This is a genomic window from Campylobacter sputorum subsp. sputorum, from assembly GCF_008245005.1.
Classification (GTDB): domain Bacteria; phylum Campylobacterota; class Campylobacteria; order Campylobacterales; family Campylobacteraceae; genus Campylobacter_F; species Campylobacter_F sputorum.
The window spans coordinates 762,129-783,970 of the sequence record NZ_CP043427.1; the positions used below are offsets into that span (position 1 = coordinate 762,129).

Sequence of the window (21,842 nt, forward strand, 5' to 3'; positions counted from 1 at the left end):
TGACAAATATCAATATGTGTTATATAATTCCAAAAAAGGATTAAATTTGGATAAATTTATAAATAATTCTAGGGTTTTTAAAGCTTTTTGTGATCCAAATAGACTTAAAATACTAGATATTTTATGCAGTGGTGAAAAATGTGCGTGTGTATTACTTGAAGAGTTAGATATAAAACAACCTTCTCTTTCTCATCATATGAAGATACTTTGCGATGCTAATATTGTAAAATCTAGAAAAGATGGCAAATGGATGCATTATAGTTTAAATGAAGATGGTTTAAAGATGGCAAAGAATTTACTAGATGATATAAAATGCTATTAGTTAGTATTTTTTCTATTTTATATAGAAATATTTAAATGTATCAATCAATAATGGAGAAAAACAGTTTGGATAATTTTTTTACAACGCAAGTTTTAGGTATGCAGTGGCTAAGTGATTTTATAAGAAATTTGCTTTTAAATTTTAATGTAAATTTAGATAGTAAATTTGGCGGAAGTTTGCATTTTTTTATATATGATGTCTTAAAAATAACCATACTTTTATGTTTTTTGATATTTGTTATTTCATATATTCAAAGTTATTTTTCACCACAAAGAAGTAAAAAAATTCTAGGTAAATGTAATGGCTTTTTTGCAAATATCTTAGCTGCACTGCTTGGAACTATAACCCCGTTTTGCTCTTGCTCATCGATACCACTTTTTATAGGTTTTAGCTCAGCTGGTTTGCCACTTAGTGTAACTTTATCTTTTTTGATTTCTTCGCCTATGGTGGATCTTGGATCGCTTGTTTTATTAAGCAGTGTTTTTGGCTTAAAAATAGCTGCGATATATGTCATAGTTGGGCTTATTATAGCTGTGATTGGCGGAAGCTTACTTGGAAATTTAGATGAGAAAAAATATATACAAGAATACATATTATCTATACAAAATACAAATTTACAAGAGTTTGAAATGAGCCAAAAAGATAGAGTGGTTTATGCAAAAGAGCAAACATTTCAAACTTTTAAAAAAGTATTTTTTTATATAATAGTCGGTGTTGCAATCGGCGCTTATATTCACAATTGGATACCACAAGATTTTATACAAAATTTACTTGGTAAAGATAATTTCTTTGGTGTAATTTTAGCTGTTTTAGTTGGTGCGCCAATGTATGCTGACATATTTGGCGTTATTCCTATAGCTGAAGCATTGTATTTAAAAGGAGCAACTCTTGGAGTGGTGCTATCTTTTATGATGGCAGTAACTACGCTTTCTTTACCATCTATGATAATGCTATCTAGAGCTATGAAGCCAAAACTTTTAGCTTTGTTTATAGGTTATTGTGTGATTAGTATAGTTATGGTTGGATATATTTTTAATATTTTTGAGAAAATTTTTATATAAAGGGAAATGATATGTTTTTTAAATTTAAAAAAGCACAAGATCAAAATGATAGCTTAGATGAAAATGCAAGGATAAAAATTCTTGGAACTGGTTGCAAAAAGTGTAATGAATTAGAAGCAAATACACTTTTAGCATTAAAAGAACTTGATATGGATGAAAAAGTAGAGCATATCAAAGATTTAGTTAAGATAGCTGGATATGGAGTTATGAGTACACCGGCTCTTTTGATAGATGAAAAAGTGTTAAGTTATGGTAGAGTTTTAAGTGTAAAAGAGATAGTAAATTTAATAAAAGAAAATTTATAATTTATCTTTATAATGTATAATCCTAAAGAAAGGATAAGATATGAATAATTTTATACTACATACTCCAACTAAGATAGTTTTTGGTAAAGATGAGGTTAAAAGACTTTCATCACTTCTTCCAAAAGATAAAAAGATTTTACTTCTCTATGGCGGTGGAAGCATTAAGAAAAATGGCGTTTATGATGATGTTATAAATGCAACGGATGGTTTAAATTTTGTAGAATTTGGTGGAATAGAGGCAAATCCAGATTTTGATACATGTGTAAAAGCAAGAAATTTTGCTAGGCAAAATGGCGTGGAGTTTTTATTATCTGTTGGCGGAGGAAGTGTTTTAGACGCTACTAAGTTTATATCGCTTATATTTTATGAAAACGGCGATGAATGGGAAGTATTAGAGGGTAAAAAATGTGCTAGTAATGCACTTCCGCTAGCAAGCGTTATGACGCTTCCTGCAACCGGATCTGAGATGAATAATGGTGGTGTTATATCAAGAAGAAGCACTCAAGATAAACTCTCTTTTAAAAGTCGTCTTGTTTTTCCTAAATTTTCTATAATTGATCCAAGTTATACCGCAAGTTTGCCACTTAGACAAATTCAAAACGGTATAGTAGATACATTTGTTCATACTTTGGAACAATACGCTACTTGGGATATAAACACTCCTATGCAAGATTTGTGGGCTATAGGCATTTTAAGAACTTTGCTTGAAGAAGGACCTAAGGCTATATCAGATCCAAGCGATTATGATGTTATGTCAAATATTTGTTGGTGTGCAACATGTGGATTAAATGGTTGGATAGGGGCTGGAGTTATTCAAGACTGGGCTGTGCATATGATAGGACACGAACTTACTGCATTTTATGGCATAGATCACGCTCAAAGTTTGGCTGTGGTTTTACCAAGTAGATACAGACTTCATTTGAAAAATAAAAAAGAAAAACTTTATAAACTTGGTGTAGAGGTATTTAAACTAGAAGGAAATAAAGATCAAATCGCATCAAATTGCATAGATAAGATAGAGGAATTTTTCAATTCACTTGGAGTAAAAACTCATCTTAGTGATTATGGTATAGATGAAAAAGAAGCATCTATTAAAATTGCTGAGAGATTTATACAAAGAAATAAAATTTGGGGAGAGCATAGTGAAGTCACCCCAGAAGTAGTTAGAGTTATTTTGATTAACGCAAAATAGGATATGTTTGTATTAAAATACATAAAATATTATGTATTTTAATACGCTTTAAATTTAGTAAATATTCTCTGATTGTAGTTTTTCAGCCATTACTTCAGCTTCTTTTAAAAGCTCTTTTGCACCTTTTTCTATAAATTTAGTAGCTAATTCTTTACCTATAGTTTTGTATTTATCTTTATTAACAATCAAAGTTTCTTTTAAAAACTTGCTTCCATCAGGTAATCCCAAAACAGCCCTTATTTTTACATCATCACCTTTTAAATTTGCATTTATACCTATTGGAACTTGACAGCCACCGTTTAACATAGTAACAAAATCGCGTTCTATAGTTGTTTCTATGTGAGATTTTTCATCATTTATAAAGCTAATTATGTCTAAGATATCATTAGAGTTTTTAGCCTCTATTCCTAGGGCACCTTGTCCCATAGCAGGGATCATTTCATCAAGTTCAAATGGTGTAACAAATTTTATTTCTTTGTTAAGATTAAGTCGTTTTATACCAGCAACGGCTAGTATGATTGCATCAAAACGACCTTCTTTTAGCTTTTTTAAGCGGGTATTTACATTGCCTCTAAGTGAGATTATATTTAAATCAGGGCGAATCATAAGAAGTTGCATTCTTCTTCTAAGGCTTGTTGTTCCAATTCTAGAGCCTTTTGGCAGTTCTTGTAAATTTTTGAAATTTTCGCTAACAAAAGCATCTCTAACATCTTCTCTTTTGCTAATTGCACCAAGTAAAAGACCATCTGGAAAAACAATGGGAACATCTTTTAAACTATGCACAGCTATATGACTTTCGCCTCTAATCATGCTTTCTTCTAGCTCTTTTGTAAAAAGTCCTTTGCCGCCAATTTTTGCAAGAGGGGAATCTAATATAACATCGCCTTTTGTTTTCATACTTAAAAGTTCAACTTCCATGCCATGAGTTTTTTTAATCTCACTTTGTATAAACTCGCTTTGCCACATTGCTAAGGCACTTCCTCTTGTTGCTATGATTAATTTTTTCATTTTTTATCCTCATCTATCACTTCAACATCTATGATATCTTCGTTTGTATTATCTTTTTTAAAATTATAATTTTTATCAATCTTTTTATTTGCAAAAACTGAAAATATTATAACGCATAAACCAACTATATCGCACATTAACCCAGGCAACATTAATAAAAATCCGCCAATGCTTATACCAAAATTGCTTATCATTTGCATAGGAGAGCTTAAATTTGCCATATTTATAAATCCAAATTTAAACATAAGCATTAAGCCAATGACTGCACTTATTATAATTTCTAGTAAGAATTTCAAAAATCCATATTCATCTATAAATGCATAAATTATAAAAATTTCGATAAAAATATAAATAAAAGCTAATGTTTTTTGCATAATATCTCTTTTAATTTGTCTAAAATTTCATCTTTTTTGATTATAGTTTTATTGAGTGTTTTTCTCTCTATTAGCTCTACATTGCCTTCATTTAAGCTTTTGCCTATGAGTAGGGCATATGGAAATCCCATAAGTTCAAATTCACTCATTTTAACGCCAAATCTTTCGTTTCTATCATCAAGAAGTGTTTGTATGTCTAGGCTTTTGCAGTTTTTATAAATTTGGTTTGCAAAATCTACTTGAGAGTTATCTTTTAAATTTGATATGATTATCTCTAGTTTAAAAGGAGAAGTTTGCTCGTTCCAAATACAACCTTTTTCATCATGATTTGCTTCTATTATAACGGCTACTAAACGACTTACGCCTATGCCATAACACCCCATATAAAAAGGCTGTGCTTTTCCGTTTATATCTAAAAAGGTTGCATTCATTGCACTTGAGTATTTATCTCCAAGTTGAAAAATGTGTCCAACTTCTATACCTTTTGTGATGTGTAATTTGCCTCCGCAATGAGGACATATATCTCCTTGTTTTACAGCTATTAGGTCTTTGAATCTATCGTCATTAAAATTTACAATATTTAAACCAATTATATGATAGTCTTTTTCGTTAGCACCGCAAATCATTTGTTTTGCATTTTTTAGTTCACTATCTATGTAAAAATCTACATTTTTTAAACCAACTGGACCACAAAATCCAGGAACCAATCCCGCTTTTAAAATATCTTCCTCACTAGCATCAACGAGTTCTATTGCGTTACAAGCGTTTTGTGCCTTCTTTTCTTGAACTTCATCACATCCTCTTACAAATAAAACCACTATTTTGCTATCGTTTTCGTAAATAGCTTTTTTTATCACAGCTTTTATCGTAAAAAATTTATCAACTTTAAAGAAATTTGCTATTTTATCTATTGTTTTTAAATTTGGGGTATAAAATTTACTCATTTGTGCTTCTGGCATGTCTGCTGTTGTTTGTAATGGTTTTCTTTTTGCGGCTTCTATGTTTGCTGCGTATTTGCAATTATCGCAAACCAAAATATCATCTTCGCCATTATCTGCTAATACCATAAATTCTTTACTTCCGCTTCCACCAATTGCACCGCTATCTGCATCAACTGCTCTGTAATTTAATCCAAGTCTAGTAAAGATATTTGAGTATGTTTTTTCCATAAGATCAAACTCTCGTTTCATATCTTCTTTTGAAGCATGAAAGCTATATCCATCACACATTATAAATTCTCTACCTCTTAGTAACCCAAATCTAGGTCTTGCCTCATCTCTAAATTTTGTATTTATTTGATAAAGATGTAGTGGAAGTTGTTTGTAACTTGTAATGTTATTTTTTACAATATTTACAACACTTTCTTCGTTTGTTGGGCTTAGAACAAATTCGTTTTCTTTTCTATCTTTAAATCTTAAAAGTTCTTTGCCATAATAACTATATCTACCGCTTTGCTTCCAAAGTTCGGCTGGTGTAACCATGCTCATAGTTATTTCTAAGGCTCCAGCTTCATCCATCTCTTCTTTTATAATATTTTTGATGTTATTTATTACCATTTGAGCAAGTGGCAAAAAGTTATAAAGCCCGCTTCCAATTTGTCCTATAAATCCAGCTCTTAATAAAAATATATGGCTAGGAAGAGTTGCATCTTTTGGCGCTTCTTTTGTAGTAGGTGCGTAGAGTTTGCTAAATTTCACTATCTTTCTCCCATTCGTATTCGCATTTGTAAAAATTAAATTCTTTAAATTTATCTTGTATATCAAATATGTATTGAACTGATCTAATTATAGCATCAGCTTCTACCTTGTTTCCCAAATCTTTTAAATTTACACTAGGTGTATGTAAAAAAGCCTTAAAAACTTGGTGAACTAGCTTTCTTGCTTCTTCTTTATCTGAATTTTTTAAGTAGCCTTTTTTGATAGCTTTTTGTATCTCATTTTCTGCTACTTCTTTTGCTTTAAATCTTAAAGCTTTAATTATAGGAGTTGATGATAAACTTTGTATCCATTTAAAAAACTCATTTGTCATATCTCCTACTAAGGCGTATGCAATTTGTGCTTGTTCTTCTCTTATGGTTGTGTTTTTTTTGACAATCTCATCTAAATCATCAACAGCAAAAATATGAATTTTATCAGTTGGAGTTATATCAATATCTCTTGGAACAGCTATGTCAAAAAAGTATCTATCAAAATCCTTATTTTCTAGCATATCGTCTGTTATTACGGGATTTGAAGACCCTGTTGCACTAAATATAATTTTGTTTTTATTTATGTATTGTGCTAGTTTTGAAATAGAATCATATGACGCATTTATACCAAGTTCATCTGCTAAATCTTTTGCATTTTCTAAACTTCTATTTATTATAGTAACTTTAGCTCCGCTTGCTACTAGATGTTTGCCAGCAAGCCTACTCATTTCGCCAGCACCGACAATCAAAGCTTCTATATTTTCAATTGAGCCAAAAATTTCTTTGGCTTTTGCTACAGCCACGCTTGAAACAGATATATGATTTTTAGATATATCAGTTGAGTTTCTTATACTTGCTGCACATTTAAAAGCATAGTGCATAGCTCTACTTATGTTTAGTTTTGCAAAACCATTTTCATATGCAAAAATAAAGGCATCTTTAAGTTGCCCAACTATTTGTGTTTCGCCTATGACTAAACTATCAAGTGAGCTTGCAACTGAAAAAAGATGATGTATTGATCCTTCATCTTCATAAATATCGGCTCTGGTTGTAAGCTCTTCTAAATCAATACCGCTTGATTGATGAAGTTGTGAGAGTATAAGATCTTCTGCTTCTTTATGTTCTAAGCTTCTGGTAAAAATCTCAACTCTGTTACAGGTACTTAGCACCATAGCTTCGCTTATATATTTGCTAGAACAGATGTTTTGTAGAAATTTTCTTTTATTTTCATTATCTGAAAAAGAAAGTTTTTCACGAACACAAATATCTGTATTTTTGTGCGTGAAACTAATACTCATATAATGCATTAAAATGTCCTATCTATCATACTTTTTACTATATTTTCAAGATCTTCTATATTGTATTTTTTAACCGAATTTATAGCATCATTTCCATAATTTTTTGCTACATTTAAGCATTTTTCTATAATGTTAAATTTAGCCAAATTTTCTTTTATCCAGCTTTGTTCTTCATCTTTTAAATCTTTTTTAAATAAAGAAATAAGATATTTTTTATCTTTATCATTGAGTTTTTCATAAAGATATATGTAAGGAAGTGTGGTTTTTCCTTCTTTATAGTCATTTAAAGCAGGTTTTCCAAGTGTTTTTGAATCTTGTGTTACATCTAGTATATCATCAATAATTTGAAAAGCAATACCTAAATTTTTGCCATATTTTGCGAAATCATCTATATCAAATTTTCCTAGATATGCCCCGCATTTAGCTGTTGCTTCTATTAAAACTGCAGTTTTATAATAAATCATTTTTAGATATTTTTGTTTGCTTTGATTAAATTCTTCTCCCATAGATACATCCATTATCTCGCCTATACTAAGCAAGCTAACGGCGTTTGATATATTTTGAGATATAAAATTATCAAATTTGCTAAGTTCAAAATATCCTTTTGAATATAAAATATCTCCAAGCATTATTGCATTTTTAGCACCATAAATTGCATTTATACTAGCTTTTCCACGCCTTGTATAGCTTTCGTCTATTACATCATCGTGCAAAAGGCTAGCTGCGTGAATTAGTTCTATGATAGCACATAACTTTAATGAATTTTCATTTTCTGTGGCTATTTTTAAAAGAAGTTTTGATCTTAGTTTTTTGCCTGAGTTTATGTTTGCAAACATTTCATTTAATGGCTCATAATCAAGCTCTTTTATCATATTTGTAATTATGGTATCTATTTTATCCATTTTTATCCTTGATTATTTGTATTGTTTGGTTTTTTTGGATCAATAAATTTTACCTCAACTCTATTTGCTTCGTCTTTGATATATACCATAAAAGTAGCTATACCTTTTTCATATTTTAAGAAAGCAAGATAAAGTCTAACTTCGTCTTTGGGAAAGTTTTCTTTTGGCTCAAATAGTAACTGGTCGTATTCTTTTAATCCATTTCTTAATGAAACACTCATATGTCTTGGGTATTTTCTCCACCAACTATGAACTATCATATTTGTAGCATCATAAAGCGTCCATCTAAAGTTAAAATACTCTATCTCTCTTTGCTTATCCTCGCTATTTAATCTTACTGCAACTCTAGCCATCTGGTCTTTTTTTAACTCAAATTTATATTCATAAGCAAATTCTAAAGAAGCACAAAAAAGATTGACATAAAATATGATTAAGATACAAAAAATTTTAAACAATTTTATATGCTTTTTGTTAAAATTTCACTACTTAGATGCATATACATATTTTGTAACTTTTCATCTAAAATTTTAGCATTTTCATACTCAAAAAGATCAACTTGTTTTAGATCAATTCCATTTTGTTCTAGTAAATGCTCCATAGCTATGTATTTTTTAAGTAAATTTTGTATTTCATCTTCAACACTATTTCGTGTTGCATGAAATAAAATATCAAAAAACTTTTCTCTTAAATCTCCGCAAAAAAGATCATTTTCATTCATTTTTTACCTTAACTAAAACATTAAATTTAAATTATATCACAATAATGTTTTATTAAAAATTAGTTTAAATTACACAATTATATAATTTATATATCTTCTATAAATTTTATCAGCTCATTAGAATTCTTAGCATTTTTAAATTTAGTGCTATTTTCTCCAAATCCCCATGAAACATTTATATAAGGCATATTTGCATTTATTGCAGCCATTTCATCTTTTATACTATCTCCTATAAAAACTGCTGTATTATTTAAACCTTTTTCTTTGGCTAAATTTAACATAGTTGGATCTGGTTTTTTGGGTGTATTTTTACTAAAACCTATGATAAAATTAAATTTATCATATATTTTATTTTTTTCTAAAATTGCTTTTAAACTATCTTGTGGAGCGTTACTTGCAAGTACTACGAAGTATTTCTTAGATATACAAAAATCAAGTATTTCATCAACACATTCATATTTTTTAGCATAAATATTGTAGTTTTTGTCAAAATCTTTTTGAAAATCTTGCATCATTTTATTTGTTGGATTTTCTAATTTAAAGAACTCTTTTATCATATTTTTATCTAGTGAGTTAATTGTTTTTAAAATAAATTCTTTTTGTAAATCGGTTTTTAGTCCGATATTTCGTCTTGTTTGATTTATAGTAACACAGATAGCTTCTGAGCTATCTATAATTGTTCCATCCATATCAAATATAATTGTTTTAGTATTCATACTCATTAAAGCTCTTTTTGTGTTTTTCTTTTTTATATTTTAGATTTTTTATCTTTTCTAGTTGATTAAATGATTTTAAAAGCTCATCTTTATTTGTGCTACTTAAAGATAAATTTACAAACTCAACCAATCCTTTTGTATAGGATTGATCAAGATACACGGGCTCGACTTTCTTTAAAATTTCAAAACTTTTTTCAACTCTTTGTTTAAATAAATTTTCATCAAAATCATCTCTTTTTATTATTCCAACGATTGATTTTACAAATTTTTCAAGAGATCTTATGTATTTTACTCTTTTAAATTTATCTGTTTGTTCCAAGTTATTTTTTCTCTTTTAAATTTTCATATTGAACGCAAGCTATTTCGTCTTTTAAATCGCAAGCTTTTTTATAATACTTCATAGCCATATTTATATCATTTTTAAAGCCTTTTGCATTATGGTAAAGCGTAGCGATACTAAAACATCCCATAGCGTTACCTTTATCACAAGATTTTATAAATAAATCTTTTGCTTTATCATAATCTTTTTGTGATGCATACATTGTCCCAAGGTAATTGCAACTTTTTAGATATTCGTTTTTACAAGCTTTTTCATACAAAGAGATAGCTTTTTTAGTATCTTTTTGAACGCCAAAACCGCCTTCATACATTACTCCAAGCTCAGCACAACCTCTAGCATAACCACCTTCGCAAGCTTTTGTAAATAGTTCTATGGCTTTTTTATCATCACCATTTATTTCTAAACCCTCACTATATAAAAATCCAAGATCGCTACAAGCTTCTAAATCGTTATTATCGCATTTTGTTTGTAACTCATTTGCCTTATTATTAGCAGCTGATAACATAATAGCAAAAGCTGATAGTAAAAAAACTATTTTTTTCATAAAACTCCCTTTTTAAATTTTTAACTATAAGGATAACAAAATAGCTTTTAATATAAAATAAATGCTACGCTATAAATCCATAATCTTTAAGTATTTTTGTATAAAAATCTTCATCTTTACAAACTATCAAAAGCAAGTCATTTGCTTTAAAAAGATAAGATCCTGTAACTTTTATGTATTTTCCATCTCTTACAGAAAGAACTACATAGAAATTTTCTGGTAATTCCAGCTCGGCTAGGTTTTTTCCAATTATTTTAGAATCTTCTTCTATTGAAAATTGCCTAATGGATTGATAAAAAATTTGGTTTTTAATGGAAGGTTCTTTTACTTCTTCTTTTTTATTTTCTTCTAATCTTACGCCAAGTATTGTAGCAGCTTTTGATATGGTAGAACCTTGTATTAAAACAGAAATGAAGACTATAACAAAAACTATATTAAACATATCCTCTGCATGATTTATGTTTGCACTAAGAGGATAGGTGGATAATATAACAGGAACAACGCCTCTAAGTCCAACCCACGATATAAATGTTTTTTCTTTGATACTAAATTTAGTAAAAATAGTGCCTATAAACACGCTGATTGGTCTTGCGACAAAAGTGAGAAAAAGAGCGATAAGTGCCGCCATAAGAGTGACGCTTGGTAAAGAACTTGGAAAAACTAATAATCCAAGAGTTAAAAATACGAAAATTTGCATTATCCAAGCTACACCGTCAAAAAAACCAACTAAATTCTTTTTATATACATATTCTCGTCTATTTGCAAAAATTCCCATAACATATACAGCTATATAGCCATTTCCACCTATTTTTGTAGTAATTCCAAAAACCAAACAAACAAATCCGAGAACCAAAATAGGGTAAAATCCCCATGAGCTAAGTTGAATTTTGTTTAAAATGCTTGGCAAAGAGCATCCACAAGCATATCCAACAACTCCACCTATAAAAAATTGCATAGCAAGTTCTATGGCTATATTTCCTGCAGTTGGTGTTTGTGATGCACTTATAATACCAATTATAGTCATGGTTAAAAATATTGCCATTGGATCATTGCTTCTACTTTCAAATTCTAAAAGCTCACCAAGATTGTTTTTTAGTTTTATACCTCTTGATCTAAGTATGGCAAATACCGCAGCTGCGTCAGTTGAGCTTATAATGGCACCAAGTAAAAAGCTTTCAAGCAAACTCCAACCTAAAAGAAGATAGATGAATAATCCTAATACAATAGCGGTTATAACAACTCCAAGAGTTGCTAGAACTATGGAAACTTTAAGTATTGGGGCAACGGATTTTATATTTGTATCAAATCCGCCTGCAAATAGTATAAAAATAAGAGCCAAATTTCCAACTAAAGCTGCAAATTTAGTATCATCAAAAGGAAGACCTAATATACCATCGCTTCCAGCTAGCATTCCAACACATAAAAATACTATAAGAGCTGGAATTCCATACTTATCTGAAATTTTGCTAAAAAATATACTAGCTAAAAAAAGTACGCCGATTATGATTAGGTTTTCTTCCAAAATTATGCCTTAAATTTAGTCATTATCTTTGTAAAATATTATATCAAAATTATTTTTTGCCTTTACTAAAGATTTTTTATTAGATGTTTTATTTATATTATTTAATCTTTGTAATTCTTCATTTAAATTATCTAAAGCTCTTTCCATCTCTTCCATCTGCTTTTTGAGCCTTAAAACAACATCAACGCCTGCTAAATTTATCCCCATGTCTCTTGTTAATCTCAGAATTGTCTTAATTTGATCTATATCTCTTTCTGAATAAAGTCGCATCTTGCCATCAGTTCTGTTTGGACAAACAAGCCCTTCTTTTTCGTATTGTCTTAAAGTTTGTGGATGGATATTTAAAACTTTTGCAACTACGCTTATTAAATATACTGGTTCGTCATAATGTGTATTCATATTTTGCCTTTATTGTGGTAATTTTTCTTTCATAAGTTCTACCAGATTATCATCTAAATTTGAGATATCTGGTAAAACAACATTTACTTTTAGATATAAATCCCCATAAATGCCACTTTTTCTATTTTGCACCCCATATCCTTTTAATCTTATTTTTTGATTAGGTTTTGTGTTTGGAGATATTTTTATACTAACTGGTTTTTTGTATGTTTGAACATCTACTTTATTTCCAAAAAGTGCAGTTTTTAGAGATATATTTAACTCTTTTGTTAAATCATCCCCATTTCTTTCATACTCGCTACTAGATTCTACAGCAACATTTAGTATAAGATCTCCTCTTTGACCACCTATGCTTCTACCTTTTCCTTTTACCCTGAGTTTTTCTCCGCTATTTATGCCAGCAGGAATGCGAATTTTAATGCTTTCGCCACCTATATTTATCTGTTTTTCTCCGCCCATTACAGCTACATCAAATGGTATTTTTATCTTAGCTTGAGTGTCTAAATCAGCCCCAAATCCATTATAAGAACTAAAAGAGCTAAAGCTATTTCCTCCAAATCCGCTAGAACTTCTTGAGCCAAAGGCACCGCCAAATATATTTCTTAAAATTTCATCTAAATTTCCCAAATCTTGATTTTGTGTAAAATCATGGAAACTTTGTCCGCCAAACATAGAATCCCCATGCATATCGTATTGTTTTCTTTTGGATTCATCACTTAAAATTTCATAAGCTGCATTGATTTCTTTAAATTTATCTTCGGCTTTAGGATCTTTATTTATATCTGGATGATATTTTCTAGCAAGTCTTCTATATGCTTTTTTTATTTCTTCGCTAGATGCTGATTTATCTACACCTAGTGTTTCATATAAGCTATTACTCAATTTTAAATCCTTTTGTATATTTTTCTTAATATATATTATATCATAAAACTTTAGTCTATGTCAATCAAGTATTATAGATTAAAAAGTGAAATTTCATTTACAATCAGCATATTAAACATTAACTTTCATAAAATATAATTTTAAAAAATAAAATTAAAGATAAGGAAAGAAATAAATGAAAAAAACTATTTTTTTATCACTTGTGACCGCTTGTATTTTAAATGCAGGAAATATAAAATTTAATGAAGCTTCCCCATCTCCAGATAGAGTTGAACCAGGATATAATCCAAATACCATACTTTCATATCATGATTCTGTAAAAGATGTTAAACAATCAGTTGTAAATATCTCTACTAAAAAAACTATAAAAGATAATGGAAATATGCCGTTTTCTCATATGTTTAATGATCCATTTTTAAAGGAATTTTTTGGATTTAATTTTGGTATCCCGCAAGAGAGAAATAGAAGCACCTCTTCTTTGGGAAGTGGAGTTATAATTTCAAGTGATGGATATATTGTTACAAATAATCATGTAATTGCCGATGCTGATGAGATAGTAGTAACAACAATGTATGGAAATAACGAGTATAAAGCAAAAGTTATAGGTGCTGATGCTAAAACCGATCTTGCTGTTATTAAAATAGAAGCAAAAGATTTAAAAGCTATATCTTTTGCTGATTCATCTTATTTAATGGAAGGCGATGTTGTATTTGCTGTTGGAAATCCTTTTGGAGTTGGAGGAACTATCACTCAAGGAATAGTCTCTGCTTTAAATAAAAATAATATTGGCTTAAATCAATACGAAAATTTCATTCAAACTGATGCTTCTATAAATCCTGGTAATTCTGGTGGAGCTCTGGTTGATAGTAGAGGTGCTTTGGTTGGTATAAACTCAGCAATACTTAGTAGAAATGGCGATAATAACGGCATAGGATTTGCAATACCTTCAAATATGGTAAAAAATATCGCACAAAGACTTATCGTTGATGGAAAGATAGATCGTGGATATATAGGTGTAATGATATCAAATTTAACAAGCGATCAAAAAGAAGTATATAAAAATAAAGAAGGAGCCTTGATATCTAGCGTAGAAAAAGATATGCCCGGTGATAAAGCCGGATTAAAAAGAGGCGATTTGATAATAAAAGTAAATGATAAAGATATAAAAGATGCATCAACTCTTACAAATTTAATCGGCTCACTAGATCCAAATACGAAAATAGACATAAAATATGAAAGAATGGGTAAAGAATATACCACTAAACTGAAATTAGCAAATATGAATGATTCTGCTTCTAATTCTGGAGCAAAAGCTGGTTTTAGCTCAAATTCTATATTAGAAGGACTTAGTATTGTAAATTTAACAGATGAATATCGTGCCAAATATCGTATCCCAAGCGATGCAAGCGGTGTTTTAGTAACTGATGTTAAATCTGATTCTAAAGCTGAAAATTTAGGCTTTATGAATGGGGATTTGATTATACAAGTTGGTGATAAAAATATTAAAAATATAGAAGATTTTAACTCTGTTATGAAAGAAAACGACGGCGATAAAGTTCTTGTTTGGATAAATAGAAGAGGCGTATATAGGGGTCTTGTTATAAAATAGTTTTATTAAATACAAGATTTAGTTTATAAGTTTAAAACTAAATCTTGTATAAATTTACAAACAAACTACTTTATCTCTCTTTGAAAAAGAGATTTTATAGCATCATAAATTTTTATAGCTACTTTTGCATTATTCATAGTATAAAGATGAATTCCATCAACTCCATAAGTTACTAAATCTACAATTTGATCTATCGCGTATGCAATTCCAGCATCAAACATAGCTTTTTCATCATCTTGATATTTATCTAAAATTCTAACAAATTTAGGTGGTATTTTTGCTCCACAAAGTGAAGTTATTTTCAAAATTTGACGCTTATTTGTAACAGGCATAATTCCAGCACAAATTTTCGCATTTATATTTGCTAAATCACAATTTTGTCTAAATTTATAAAAATCTTCATTATCAAAAAATAACTGCGTTAAAAGCGTGCTAACTCCGGCATCAACTTTAATTTTAAGATTTTTTATATCTTCTACAAAATCTTTTGAATTTTTATGTTTTTCCGGATAACAAGCACCATATATCGTAAAATTTCCATTTTGTTTTATAAATTTAACTAAGTCGCTTGCATATGAAAAATCTTCGCTTACTTTTTCATTTTCTACTTCATCACCTCTTAGAGCCAAAATATCATTTAATCCACGCTTTTTACACTCTTGCAAAATTTGTAAAATTTCATCTTTATTTTTGTGAATACAAGGCAAATGAACTATACTTTTTGTCTTGTATTTATCTTTTACAAGAGTTGCAATATCTAAAGTATTTGTTGAATTTTTAGAACCAGCTGCACCAAAAGTTACGCTTATAAAATCCGGATCTAAATCCTTTAATGCTTCTAATGTATCATAAATTTTTTCAACATTATCGTTTTTACGAGGTGGAAAAATTTCAAAAGAGAGGGTCATATTACCCCCTAATTTGTTTTGTTGCACTTACCAAATTTTTAAGACTAGCCACTACTTCTTTATAGCCTCTGGTTTTTAATCCGCAATCTGGATTTATCCAAACTTTTTCTTTTGGTAATTTTTCTAATATTTTTGTAATCACACTTTTTAACTCTTCAACACTAGGCACTCTTGGGCTATGTATATCATAAATACCAGGACCTACTTGAGTTTTGAAATTTACTTTTTTTAATGTATCAAGTAGCTCTAAATTTGATCTTGCTGCTTCAAATGATATCACATCTGCATCCATTGCGTCTATTTCTTTTATGATATCTCTAAATTCGCTATAACACATATGTGTATGAATTTGAGTTTCTGGTTTTACTCCGCTATGGACTAGATTAAACGCAGGTATTGCCCAATCAAGATACTCGCTATGCCAATCGCTTTTTCTAAGAGGTAGTTTTTCTCTTAATGCAGCTTCATCTATTTGGATAATTTTAATTCCTTCTTTTTCTAAATCCAAAACTTCATCTCTTATTGCTAATGCGATTTGAAGAGTGCTATCTTTTAGGCTAATATCTTCTCTTGGAAAAGACCAGTTTAGTATCGTTACAGGTCCTGTTAGCATACCTTTGACATATTTTTCGCTTAAACTTTGAGCATATTTTGCCCATGAGACAGTTATTGGCTTGTTTCTGCTTACATCACCCCAAATAAGAGGCGGTTTAACACAACGAGTACCATAGCTTTGCACCCAGCCATTTGTTGTAAATAAAAATCCATCTAAACTTTGCCCGAAATACTCAACCATATCATTTCTTTCAGATTCGCCGTGAACTAACACATCAAGTCCAATTTCTTCTTGTAGTTCTATACACTCTTTTATTTTTAATTGATGAAAAGTTAGATAATTTTGAGCCGAAATTTCTCCCTTTTTATATGCCAAGCGGTTTGAGCGAATATCTGGTGTTTGAGGGAAAGAACCTATAGTGGTTGTAGGCAAGAGTGGTAAATTTAACGATTGTTTTTGTAATTTTTCTCTTTGTGAAAATTCCGGTAATCTCACAAAATCGCTATCTTTAAGATTTTTAATCCTGCTTTGAACGCTTTGGTTTGTTCTGTTTGTCTCTTTTTGAAATAAATTTTTGTTTGATACAAAAGCAGCGTGGCTTGATATTTGATTTGAGTTGATAATCTCTTTTAAATCTTTTAACTCTTGTAATTTTTCTATCGCAAATGAAAAATGTTCTAAGTATTTTTCATCTAAATTTGTTTCATTTTGCGTTGTATAAGGCACATGCAAAAGCGAACAAGATGTGTTTATAACGACATTTTTTGCATATTTTTGTATCTCTTTTAGTAAATTTATAGTTTTTTCATAGTTATTTTTATAAATATTTTTACCATTTACTACTCCTGCAAATAGTGTAATATTGTCTGGAAAATTATATTTTTTTAATAACTCTAAACTTTTTTTACCCTCTATAAAATCAAGTCCTATCGCATCAAAATTTAAGTTTATTAAATCAACATAAATATCTCTAACATCTCCAAAATATGTTTGTAGCAATATCTTTACAGAGTTTTTATTGTTTAAAATTTCCTCATAAAATTCTTTAAACAAAGATATATCATCTTGATTTAAATCACTTACTAAATATGGCTCATCGAATTGAACTAGTTTTACACTAGATTTTTCTAAGTTGTTTAAAAGCTCTGTATAAGCCTTTTTAAGTTTGTCTTTTACTTTTAGCTTTATATCTTCATTTTTAAAATTTATAAGCTTATAAAATGTGAAAATACCGCTAATAACAGGTTTTGTTTCAATTCCTAACTCTTTTGCTTCTTTGTATTGGCTTATGATTTTTGTATCATTTACAGATATGTTTGTATTATCGCATTCTGGAACCAAATAATGATAGTTTGTATTAAACCATTTTTTCATTGCAAGAGCTTTTTCATCTCCGTTTTTACCTTGATAGCCTCTTGCTTGTGCAAAATATTCATCTATTTCATTGAGATTTAGTTTTTTATATTTATCACTAATAACATTAAAAGTATTAGCACAATCAAGGATATTGTCATAAAATGAAAAATCATTTGAACTTATAAAGTCAATACCGGCATTTTTTTGACTCAACCAGTGTGTTTTGCGTAAATTTTTAGCCAAATCTAAAAGTTCTGTTTGACTAATTTCATCTTTAAAATATTTTTCAACTCCAAATTTTAACTCTCTTTTTGCACCTATTCTAGGATAAGAAATCACCGAATTTTGCATATTATTCTCCCTTTAATGTAAATTTTTAAATAATGTTATTGAAATTAAGTTTATTAAATTATAGTAAGTGGTTAAAACGCCAAGCGGCGCATTATGAAAAATATTTTGTAAGTATTTAGTAAGTTCGAAAAATTATTCATTTTAAATCCTTTCTTTTAATTTTATGTTTTATGTAAAATTAAGCTACGCATCAGCATAAATTTTCTCCTAAGCTGTTTAAAATAAATTTTTGAATTATATATAAATTTATTTTAAATTCATATAAATCAATTTTTTTAAATATTAAATTTTATTTATATTTTAGAAATTTATGAAAATTTAGAGGAATTAAAAATACGGCTTACTTAAAAAAATAGTAAGCCATATGGATTTTATCAGATACTTGGCCCAGCTTTTGCAAACTCAACTCCAGCTTTCACATCCTTGTATCTATTGAAGTTTTCTACAAACATTTTTGCTAGTTTTTTTCTAGTTTTTATAAACTCATTTTTATCTTTCCAGCTATTTATAGGATTTAATAAAGTTGTTTCAACACCATCAAGCTGTTTTGGTATAGAAATGTTAAAATCATCAAAGTTTTCAAACTCGCTTTTTTCTATATTACCATCTAATATCGCATTTATACAAGCTCTTGTTGCTTTTATACTCATTCTTTTGCCAACGCCATAAGCACCACCACTCCAACCTGTATTAACAAGATAAACTTTTACTCCGTGTTTATCTATCTTTTCTCCAAGAAGTTTTGCATAAACAGTTGGATGAAGTGGTAAAAATGCTTCGCCAAAGCATGCACTAAAAGTTGCCACTGGTTCAGTTATACCTCTTTCTGTTCCGGCAACTTTTGCGGTATATCCACTTAGAAAATAATACATCGCTTGTTCTTTTGTAAGTTTTGCAACAGGTGGTAAAACACCAAACGCATCTGCTGTTAAGAAGATTATGTTTTTTGGATGTCCGCCTTTTGAGTTTTCTTGTCTGTTTTGTATATGTTCTATCGGATAACTAACTCTTGTATTTTCTGTTTTTGATCCGTCATTAAAATCAACATTTCCGTTTTCATCTGCGACTACATTTTCAAGCAAAGCATTTCTTTTGATAGCATTATAAATTTCTGGTTCATTTTCTTTGCTTAAATTTATGCATTTTGCATAACATCCGCCTTCAAAATTAAATATACCTTCATCATCCCAACCATGCTCATCATCGCCTATCAAAAATCTGTTTGGATCTGTAGAAAGAGTTGTTTTTCCTGTTCCGCTAAGCCCGAAAAACAGAGCAGTATCATTATTTTTTCCTATATTTGCAGAGCAGTGCATAGAAAGTTTTCCCTCTAATGGAAGCCAATAATTCATCATAGAAAAAATACCCTTTTTCATCTCTCCGCCATACCAAGTTCCACCTATTACAGCTATATTTTCTTCTATGTTAAAAATTACAAAAACTTCACTATTTAAGCCATCTTCTTTGTAATCTTCGTTTGAGCATTTGCAAGCATTATAAACTACAAAATCGGGGTTGAAATTTTCTAATTCAGTATTTTTTGGGCGTATAAACATATTTTTTACAAAATGTGCTTGCCAAGCAATTTGAGTGATAAATCTAACCTTTTTTTTGCTTGCATCACTTGCTCCACAATACGCATCTTGGACATAAATACTTGTATTTGAAAGTTGTTGTTTAGCCTTTTTAAGCAACTTATCAAATAAGTTTTTTGAAATTGGTTGGTTAATTTTACCCCATGCTATGTATTTTTGAGATTCATCTTGTTTTACAAAATATTTGTCTTTTGGGCTTCTTCCTGTAAATATACCAGTATCGACCATAAAGACACTGCTACTACTAACTTTTCCCTCATTATTTTTAACTTCATGTTCAAATAGTTCTTCGTAACTTAGATTATGATAAATATTTTTTATATTATCAAGTCCAAGCTTTTTAATCTCATCTTGCATTATCTTTCTCCTATTTTATTTAACTCTAGCTAAGAGTTGATTATTTTCTACTGTATCGCTTGGCGATATTAAAATCTCATCTATAATGCCATCTTTTGGCGAAGTTACTTCTATTTCCATTTTCATAGCTTCAAGTATAATTACTGTTTGTCCAGCTTTTACTTCATCTCCTGTTTTAAGTAAAATTTTAAAAACACTTCCTGGCACTGTTGCTAATATATCTCCGCTAGAGTTTTGATTTTGACTTTTGCTTTTTGTTTCAGTTTTAGGCTTATCTTCTACTTTAGAGATATTTTTTATTTCTCCAAAATTATCAAAACCATCACTAATTTCCACATTGTATTTATTGCCATTTACACTGACGCTATATTTACTAATTTCTGATGTATTTTTTGAAGTGTATTTCTTTTGCTGTTGTATATCAGAGTTCTTTCTAACCATAACTTTGCCTTCGCCTTTTAAGAAAGCTATACCTTTTTCTTTACAAGCGGCAACTATAAATAAATTTTCTTCTGATACTTCAATGTTGTTTTCTTCAAGTATTTTTTGTGTATATTTTAAGCTTTTTGTCTCGTCTGCGTCTGCTATATCAATGGCATTTTGTGTTGTAAAATCTAGCCCTAGTTGCTCTGAGGCTAATTTTATAATATCATCATCTGGTTTAACTGGGGTTTTTCCAAAGTATCCAAGCACCATTTTACCATAGCCTTCGGCTATTTTTTTCCATTTACCAAACATTACATTATTAAACGCTTGTTGAAAATAAAATTGACTTACAGGCGTTACGCTAGTTCCATAACCACCTTTTTCTACAACTTCTCTCATAGCTCTTATAACTTCTGAAAATTTATCTAAAATATTATTATCTCTCATCATTTGAGTATTTGCTGTTAATGCCCCACCAGGCATTGGCGAAAATGGTATTATAGGGCTAACTTTGGTTGCTTCAGGCGGTAAAAAGTAATCTTTTAAACTATCTTTTAAAACTTCTTCATATTTTAGTATTTTTTCTATATCAAGCCCACCCAAATCATAATTTTTACCTTTAATAGCATGAAGCATTGTTAAAATATCCGGTTGGCTTGTTCCGCCGCTTACTGGACTTGCTGCTAAATCTATACCATCAACTCCGGCTTCAAGTGCTGCTAGATAACAAACAACACTAACTCCTGCGGTTTCGTGTGTGTGAAGTCTAATGTGTGTATTTTCTGGAAGCAGTTTTCTAGCCATTTTGATTGTTTGATAAACTTTCTCGGGGCTACTTGTTCCACTAGCATCTTTAAAACAGATACTTGTATAAGGTATGCCAGTATCTAAAATATCTCTTAAAACTTTTTCATAAAAAGCTGCATCATGCGCACCAGTGCAGTTTGGCGGAAGATCCATCATAGTAACTACAACTTCGTGTTTTAGTCCATGAGCCATTATCCTCTCACCACTATATTTTAAATTTTCAACATCATTTAATGCATCAAAATTTCTAATAGTTGTTGTTCCATGCTTTGCAAAAAGCTTTGCATGAAGATCGACTATTTCTCTGCTTCCTGTATCAAGCGTTACTGTATTTACACCGCGACTTAGAGTTTGTAAATTTGCTTCATCTCCTACAATTTCACGGAATTTATCCATCATTTCAAAAGCATCTTCGTTTAGATAAAAATATAAGCTTTGAAATCTAGCTCCTCCACCAAACTCAAAGTGAGTAATCCCAGCATCTTTTGCCGCACTTAGAGCAGGAAAAAAATCCTTCATCAAAACTCTAGCACCAAAAACAGATTGAAAACCATCTCTAAAAGTAGTATCCATGACATCTATAAATTTTTTAGACATATTTTTTTGC

General features: G+C 29.8%; 22 protein-coding genes. 5 read left to right on the plus strand and 17 right to left on the minus strand.

The annotated features are described in order from the left end of the window. The first annotated feature begins 46 nt into the window (after window positions 1–46). The 4 genes from CSPT_RS09340 to CSPT_RS03845 all read left to right on the plus strand — a co-directional run bounded on the left by CSPT_RS09340 (window position 47) and on the right by CSPT_RS03845 (window position 2,880). Window positions 47–322: an ArsR/SmtB family transcription factor gene (locus CSPT_RS09340; RefSeq protein ID WP_089182378.1), complete on the plus strand. Its 276-nt coding sequence runs from the start codon at window positions 47–49 to the stop codon at window positions 320–322. Between the two features lie 65 nt (window positions 323–387). After that, window positions 388–1,383, plus strand: a complete 996-nt coding sequence (locus CSPT_RS03835; RefSeq protein WP_235610086.1) for a permease — start codon at window positions 388–390, stop codon at window positions 1,381–1,383. An 11-nt stretch (window positions 1,384–1,394) separates the two neighbouring features. Continuing rightward, window positions 1,395–1,688: a thioredoxin family protein gene (locus tag CSPT_RS03840; protein WP_089182379.1), complete on the plus strand. Its 294-nt coding sequence runs from the start codon at window positions 1,395–1,397 to the stop codon at window positions 1,686–1,688. 40 nt (window positions 1,689–1,728) lie between these two features. Further along, window positions 1,729–2,880: an iron-containing alcohol dehydrogenase gene (locus CSPT_RS03845; protein ID WP_089182380.1), complete on the plus strand. Its 1,152-nt coding sequence runs from the start codon at window positions 1,729–1,731 to the stop codon at window positions 2,878–2,880. A 54-nt stretch (window positions 2,881–2,934) separates the two neighbouring features. Here the strand turns inward: CSPT_RS03845 and hemC are convergent, their stop codons facing one another. The 13 genes from hemC to CSPT_RS03910 all read right to left on the minus strand — a co-directional run bounded on the left by hemC (window position 2,935) and on the right by CSPT_RS03910 (window position 13,270). Beyond that, complete coding sequence (gene hemC / locus CSPT_RS03850; RefSeq protein ID WP_089182381.1) at window positions 2,935–3,888, minus strand: hydroxymethylbilane synthase; 954 nt, start codon at window positions 3,886–3,888, stop codon at window positions 2,935–2,937. Continuing rightward, entirely contained in the window at window positions 3,885–4,262 is a 378-nt protein-coding gene (locus CSPT_RS03855; protein WP_089182382.1) for an FxsA family protein, read from the minus strand. Before CSPT_RS03855 ends, hemC begins: the two co-directional genes overlap by 4 nt. After that, window positions 4,247–5,959 carry a proline--tRNA ligase gene (locus CSPT_RS03860; RefSeq protein WP_089182383.1) on the minus strand — a complete coding sequence of 571 codons (1,713 nt, stop codon included), beginning with the start codon at window positions 5,957–5,959 and terminating at the stop codon, window positions 4,247–4,249. The genes CSPT_RS03855 and CSPT_RS03860 overlap by 16 nt, the downstream gene beginning before the upstream one ends. Further along, entirely contained in the window at window positions 5,949–7,256 is a 1,308-nt protein-coding gene (hemA, locus tag CSPT_RS03865) for a glutamyl-tRNA reductase (protein ID WP_089182384.1), read from the minus strand. The genes CSPT_RS03860 and hemA overlap by 11 nt, the downstream gene beginning before the upstream one ends. Continuing rightward, window positions 7,256–8,149 (minus strand): polyprenyl synthetase family protein, encoded by an 894-nt coding sequence (locus CSPT_RS03870; RefSeq protein WP_089182385.1) that lies wholly within the window; start codon window positions 8,147–8,149, stop codon window positions 7,256–7,258. Before CSPT_RS03870 ends, hemA begins: the two co-directional genes overlap by 1 nt. A 2-nt stretch (window positions 8,150–8,151) precedes the next feature. Continuing rightward, entirely contained in the window at window positions 8,152–8,604 is a 453-nt protein-coding gene (locus CSPT_RS03875) for a hypothetical protein (protein WP_089182386.1), read from the minus strand. 2 nt (window positions 8,605–8,606) lie between these two features. Beyond that, window positions 8,607–8,867, minus strand: coding sequence for a DUF2018 family protein (locus tag CSPT_RS03880; RefSeq protein WP_089182387.1), 261 nt, complete (start codon window positions 8,865–8,867; stop codon window positions 8,607–8,609). An 86-nt stretch (window positions 8,868–8,953) separates the two neighbouring features. After that, window positions 8,954–9,583, minus strand: coding sequence for an HAD family hydrolase (locus CSPT_RS03885; protein ID WP_089183313.1), 630 nt, complete (start codon window positions 9,581–9,583; stop codon window positions 8,954–8,956). After that, window positions 9,573–9,902 carry a hypothetical protein gene (locus CSPT_RS03890; protein ID WP_089182388.1) on the minus strand — a complete coding sequence of 110 codons (330 nt, stop codon included), beginning with the start codon at window positions 9,900–9,902 and terminating at the stop codon, window positions 9,573–9,575. The genes CSPT_RS03885 and CSPT_RS03890 overlap by 11 nt, the downstream gene beginning before the upstream one ends. A gap of 1 nt (window position 9,903) precedes the next feature. Then, window positions 9,904–10,467 carry a tetratricopeptide repeat protein gene (locus CSPT_RS03895; RefSeq protein ID WP_089182389.1) on the minus strand — a complete coding sequence of 188 codons (564 nt, stop codon included), beginning with the start codon at window positions 10,465–10,467 and terminating at the stop codon, window positions 9,904–9,906. 64 nt (window positions 10,468–10,531) lie between these two features. Beyond that, the gene (locus CSPT_RS03900) at window positions 10,532–11,989 is read right to left on the minus strand and encodes a potassium/proton antiporter (protein ID WP_089182390.1); all 1,458 of its coding nucleotides are present in this window, start codon (window positions 11,987–11,989) and stop codon (window positions 10,532–10,534) included. 15 nt (window positions 11,990–12,004) lie between these two features. Continuing rightward, window positions 12,005–12,388: a heat shock protein transcriptional repressor HspR gene (locus CSPT_RS03905; RefSeq protein WP_089182391.1), complete on the minus strand. Its 384-nt coding sequence runs from the start codon at window positions 12,386–12,388 to the stop codon at window positions 12,005–12,007. Window positions 12,389–12,397: 9 nt separating this feature from the next. Further along, entirely contained in the window at window positions 12,398–13,270 is an 873-nt protein-coding gene (locus CSPT_RS03910) for a DnaJ C-terminal domain-containing protein (RefSeq protein WP_089182392.1), read from the minus strand. Window positions 13,271–13,445: 175 nt separating this feature from the next. Between CSPT_RS03910 and CSPT_RS03915 the strand changes: the two genes are divergently transcribed. Beyond that, window positions 13,446–14,879 (plus strand): Do family serine endopeptidase, encoded by a 1,434-nt coding sequence (locus CSPT_RS03915; protein ID WP_089182393.1) that lies wholly within the window; start codon window positions 13,446–13,448, stop codon window positions 14,877–14,879. Between the two features lie 65 nt (window positions 14,880–14,944). On the opposite strand, the gene metF is transcribed toward CSPT_RS03915, so the two are convergent. The 4 genes from metF to CSPT_RS03935 form a co-directional block, all read right to left on the minus strand. Further along, the gene (gene metF / locus CSPT_RS03920; protein ID WP_089182394.1) at window positions 14,945–15,787 is read right to left on the minus strand and encodes a methylenetetrahydrofolate reductase [NAD(P)H]; all 843 of its coding nucleotides are present in this window, start codon (window positions 15,785–15,787) and stop codon (window positions 14,945–14,947) included. A 1-nt stretch (window position 15,788) separates the two neighbouring features. Further along, complete coding sequence (gene metE, locus CSPT_RS03925; protein WP_089182395.1) at window positions 15,789–18,050, minus strand: 5-methyltetrahydropteroyltriglutamate--homocysteine S-methyltransferase; 2,262 nt, start codon at window positions 18,048–18,050, stop codon at window positions 15,789–15,791. A 374-nt stretch (window positions 18,051–18,424) separates the two neighbouring features. Further along, window positions 18,425–20,002, minus strand: a complete 1,578-nt coding sequence (pckA, locus tag CSPT_RS03930) for a phosphoenolpyruvate carboxykinase (ATP) (RefSeq protein WP_089182396.1) — start codon at window positions 20,000–20,002, stop codon at window positions 18,425–18,427. A 15-nt stretch (window positions 20,003–20,017) separates the two neighbouring features. Then, the gene (locus CSPT_RS03935) at window positions 20,018–21,832 is read right to left on the minus strand and encodes a biotin/lipoyl-containing protein (protein ID WP_089182397.1); all 1,815 of its coding nucleotides are present in this window, start codon (window positions 21,830–21,832) and stop codon (window positions 20,018–20,020) included. Window positions 21,833–21,842: the final 10 nt, after the last annotated feature.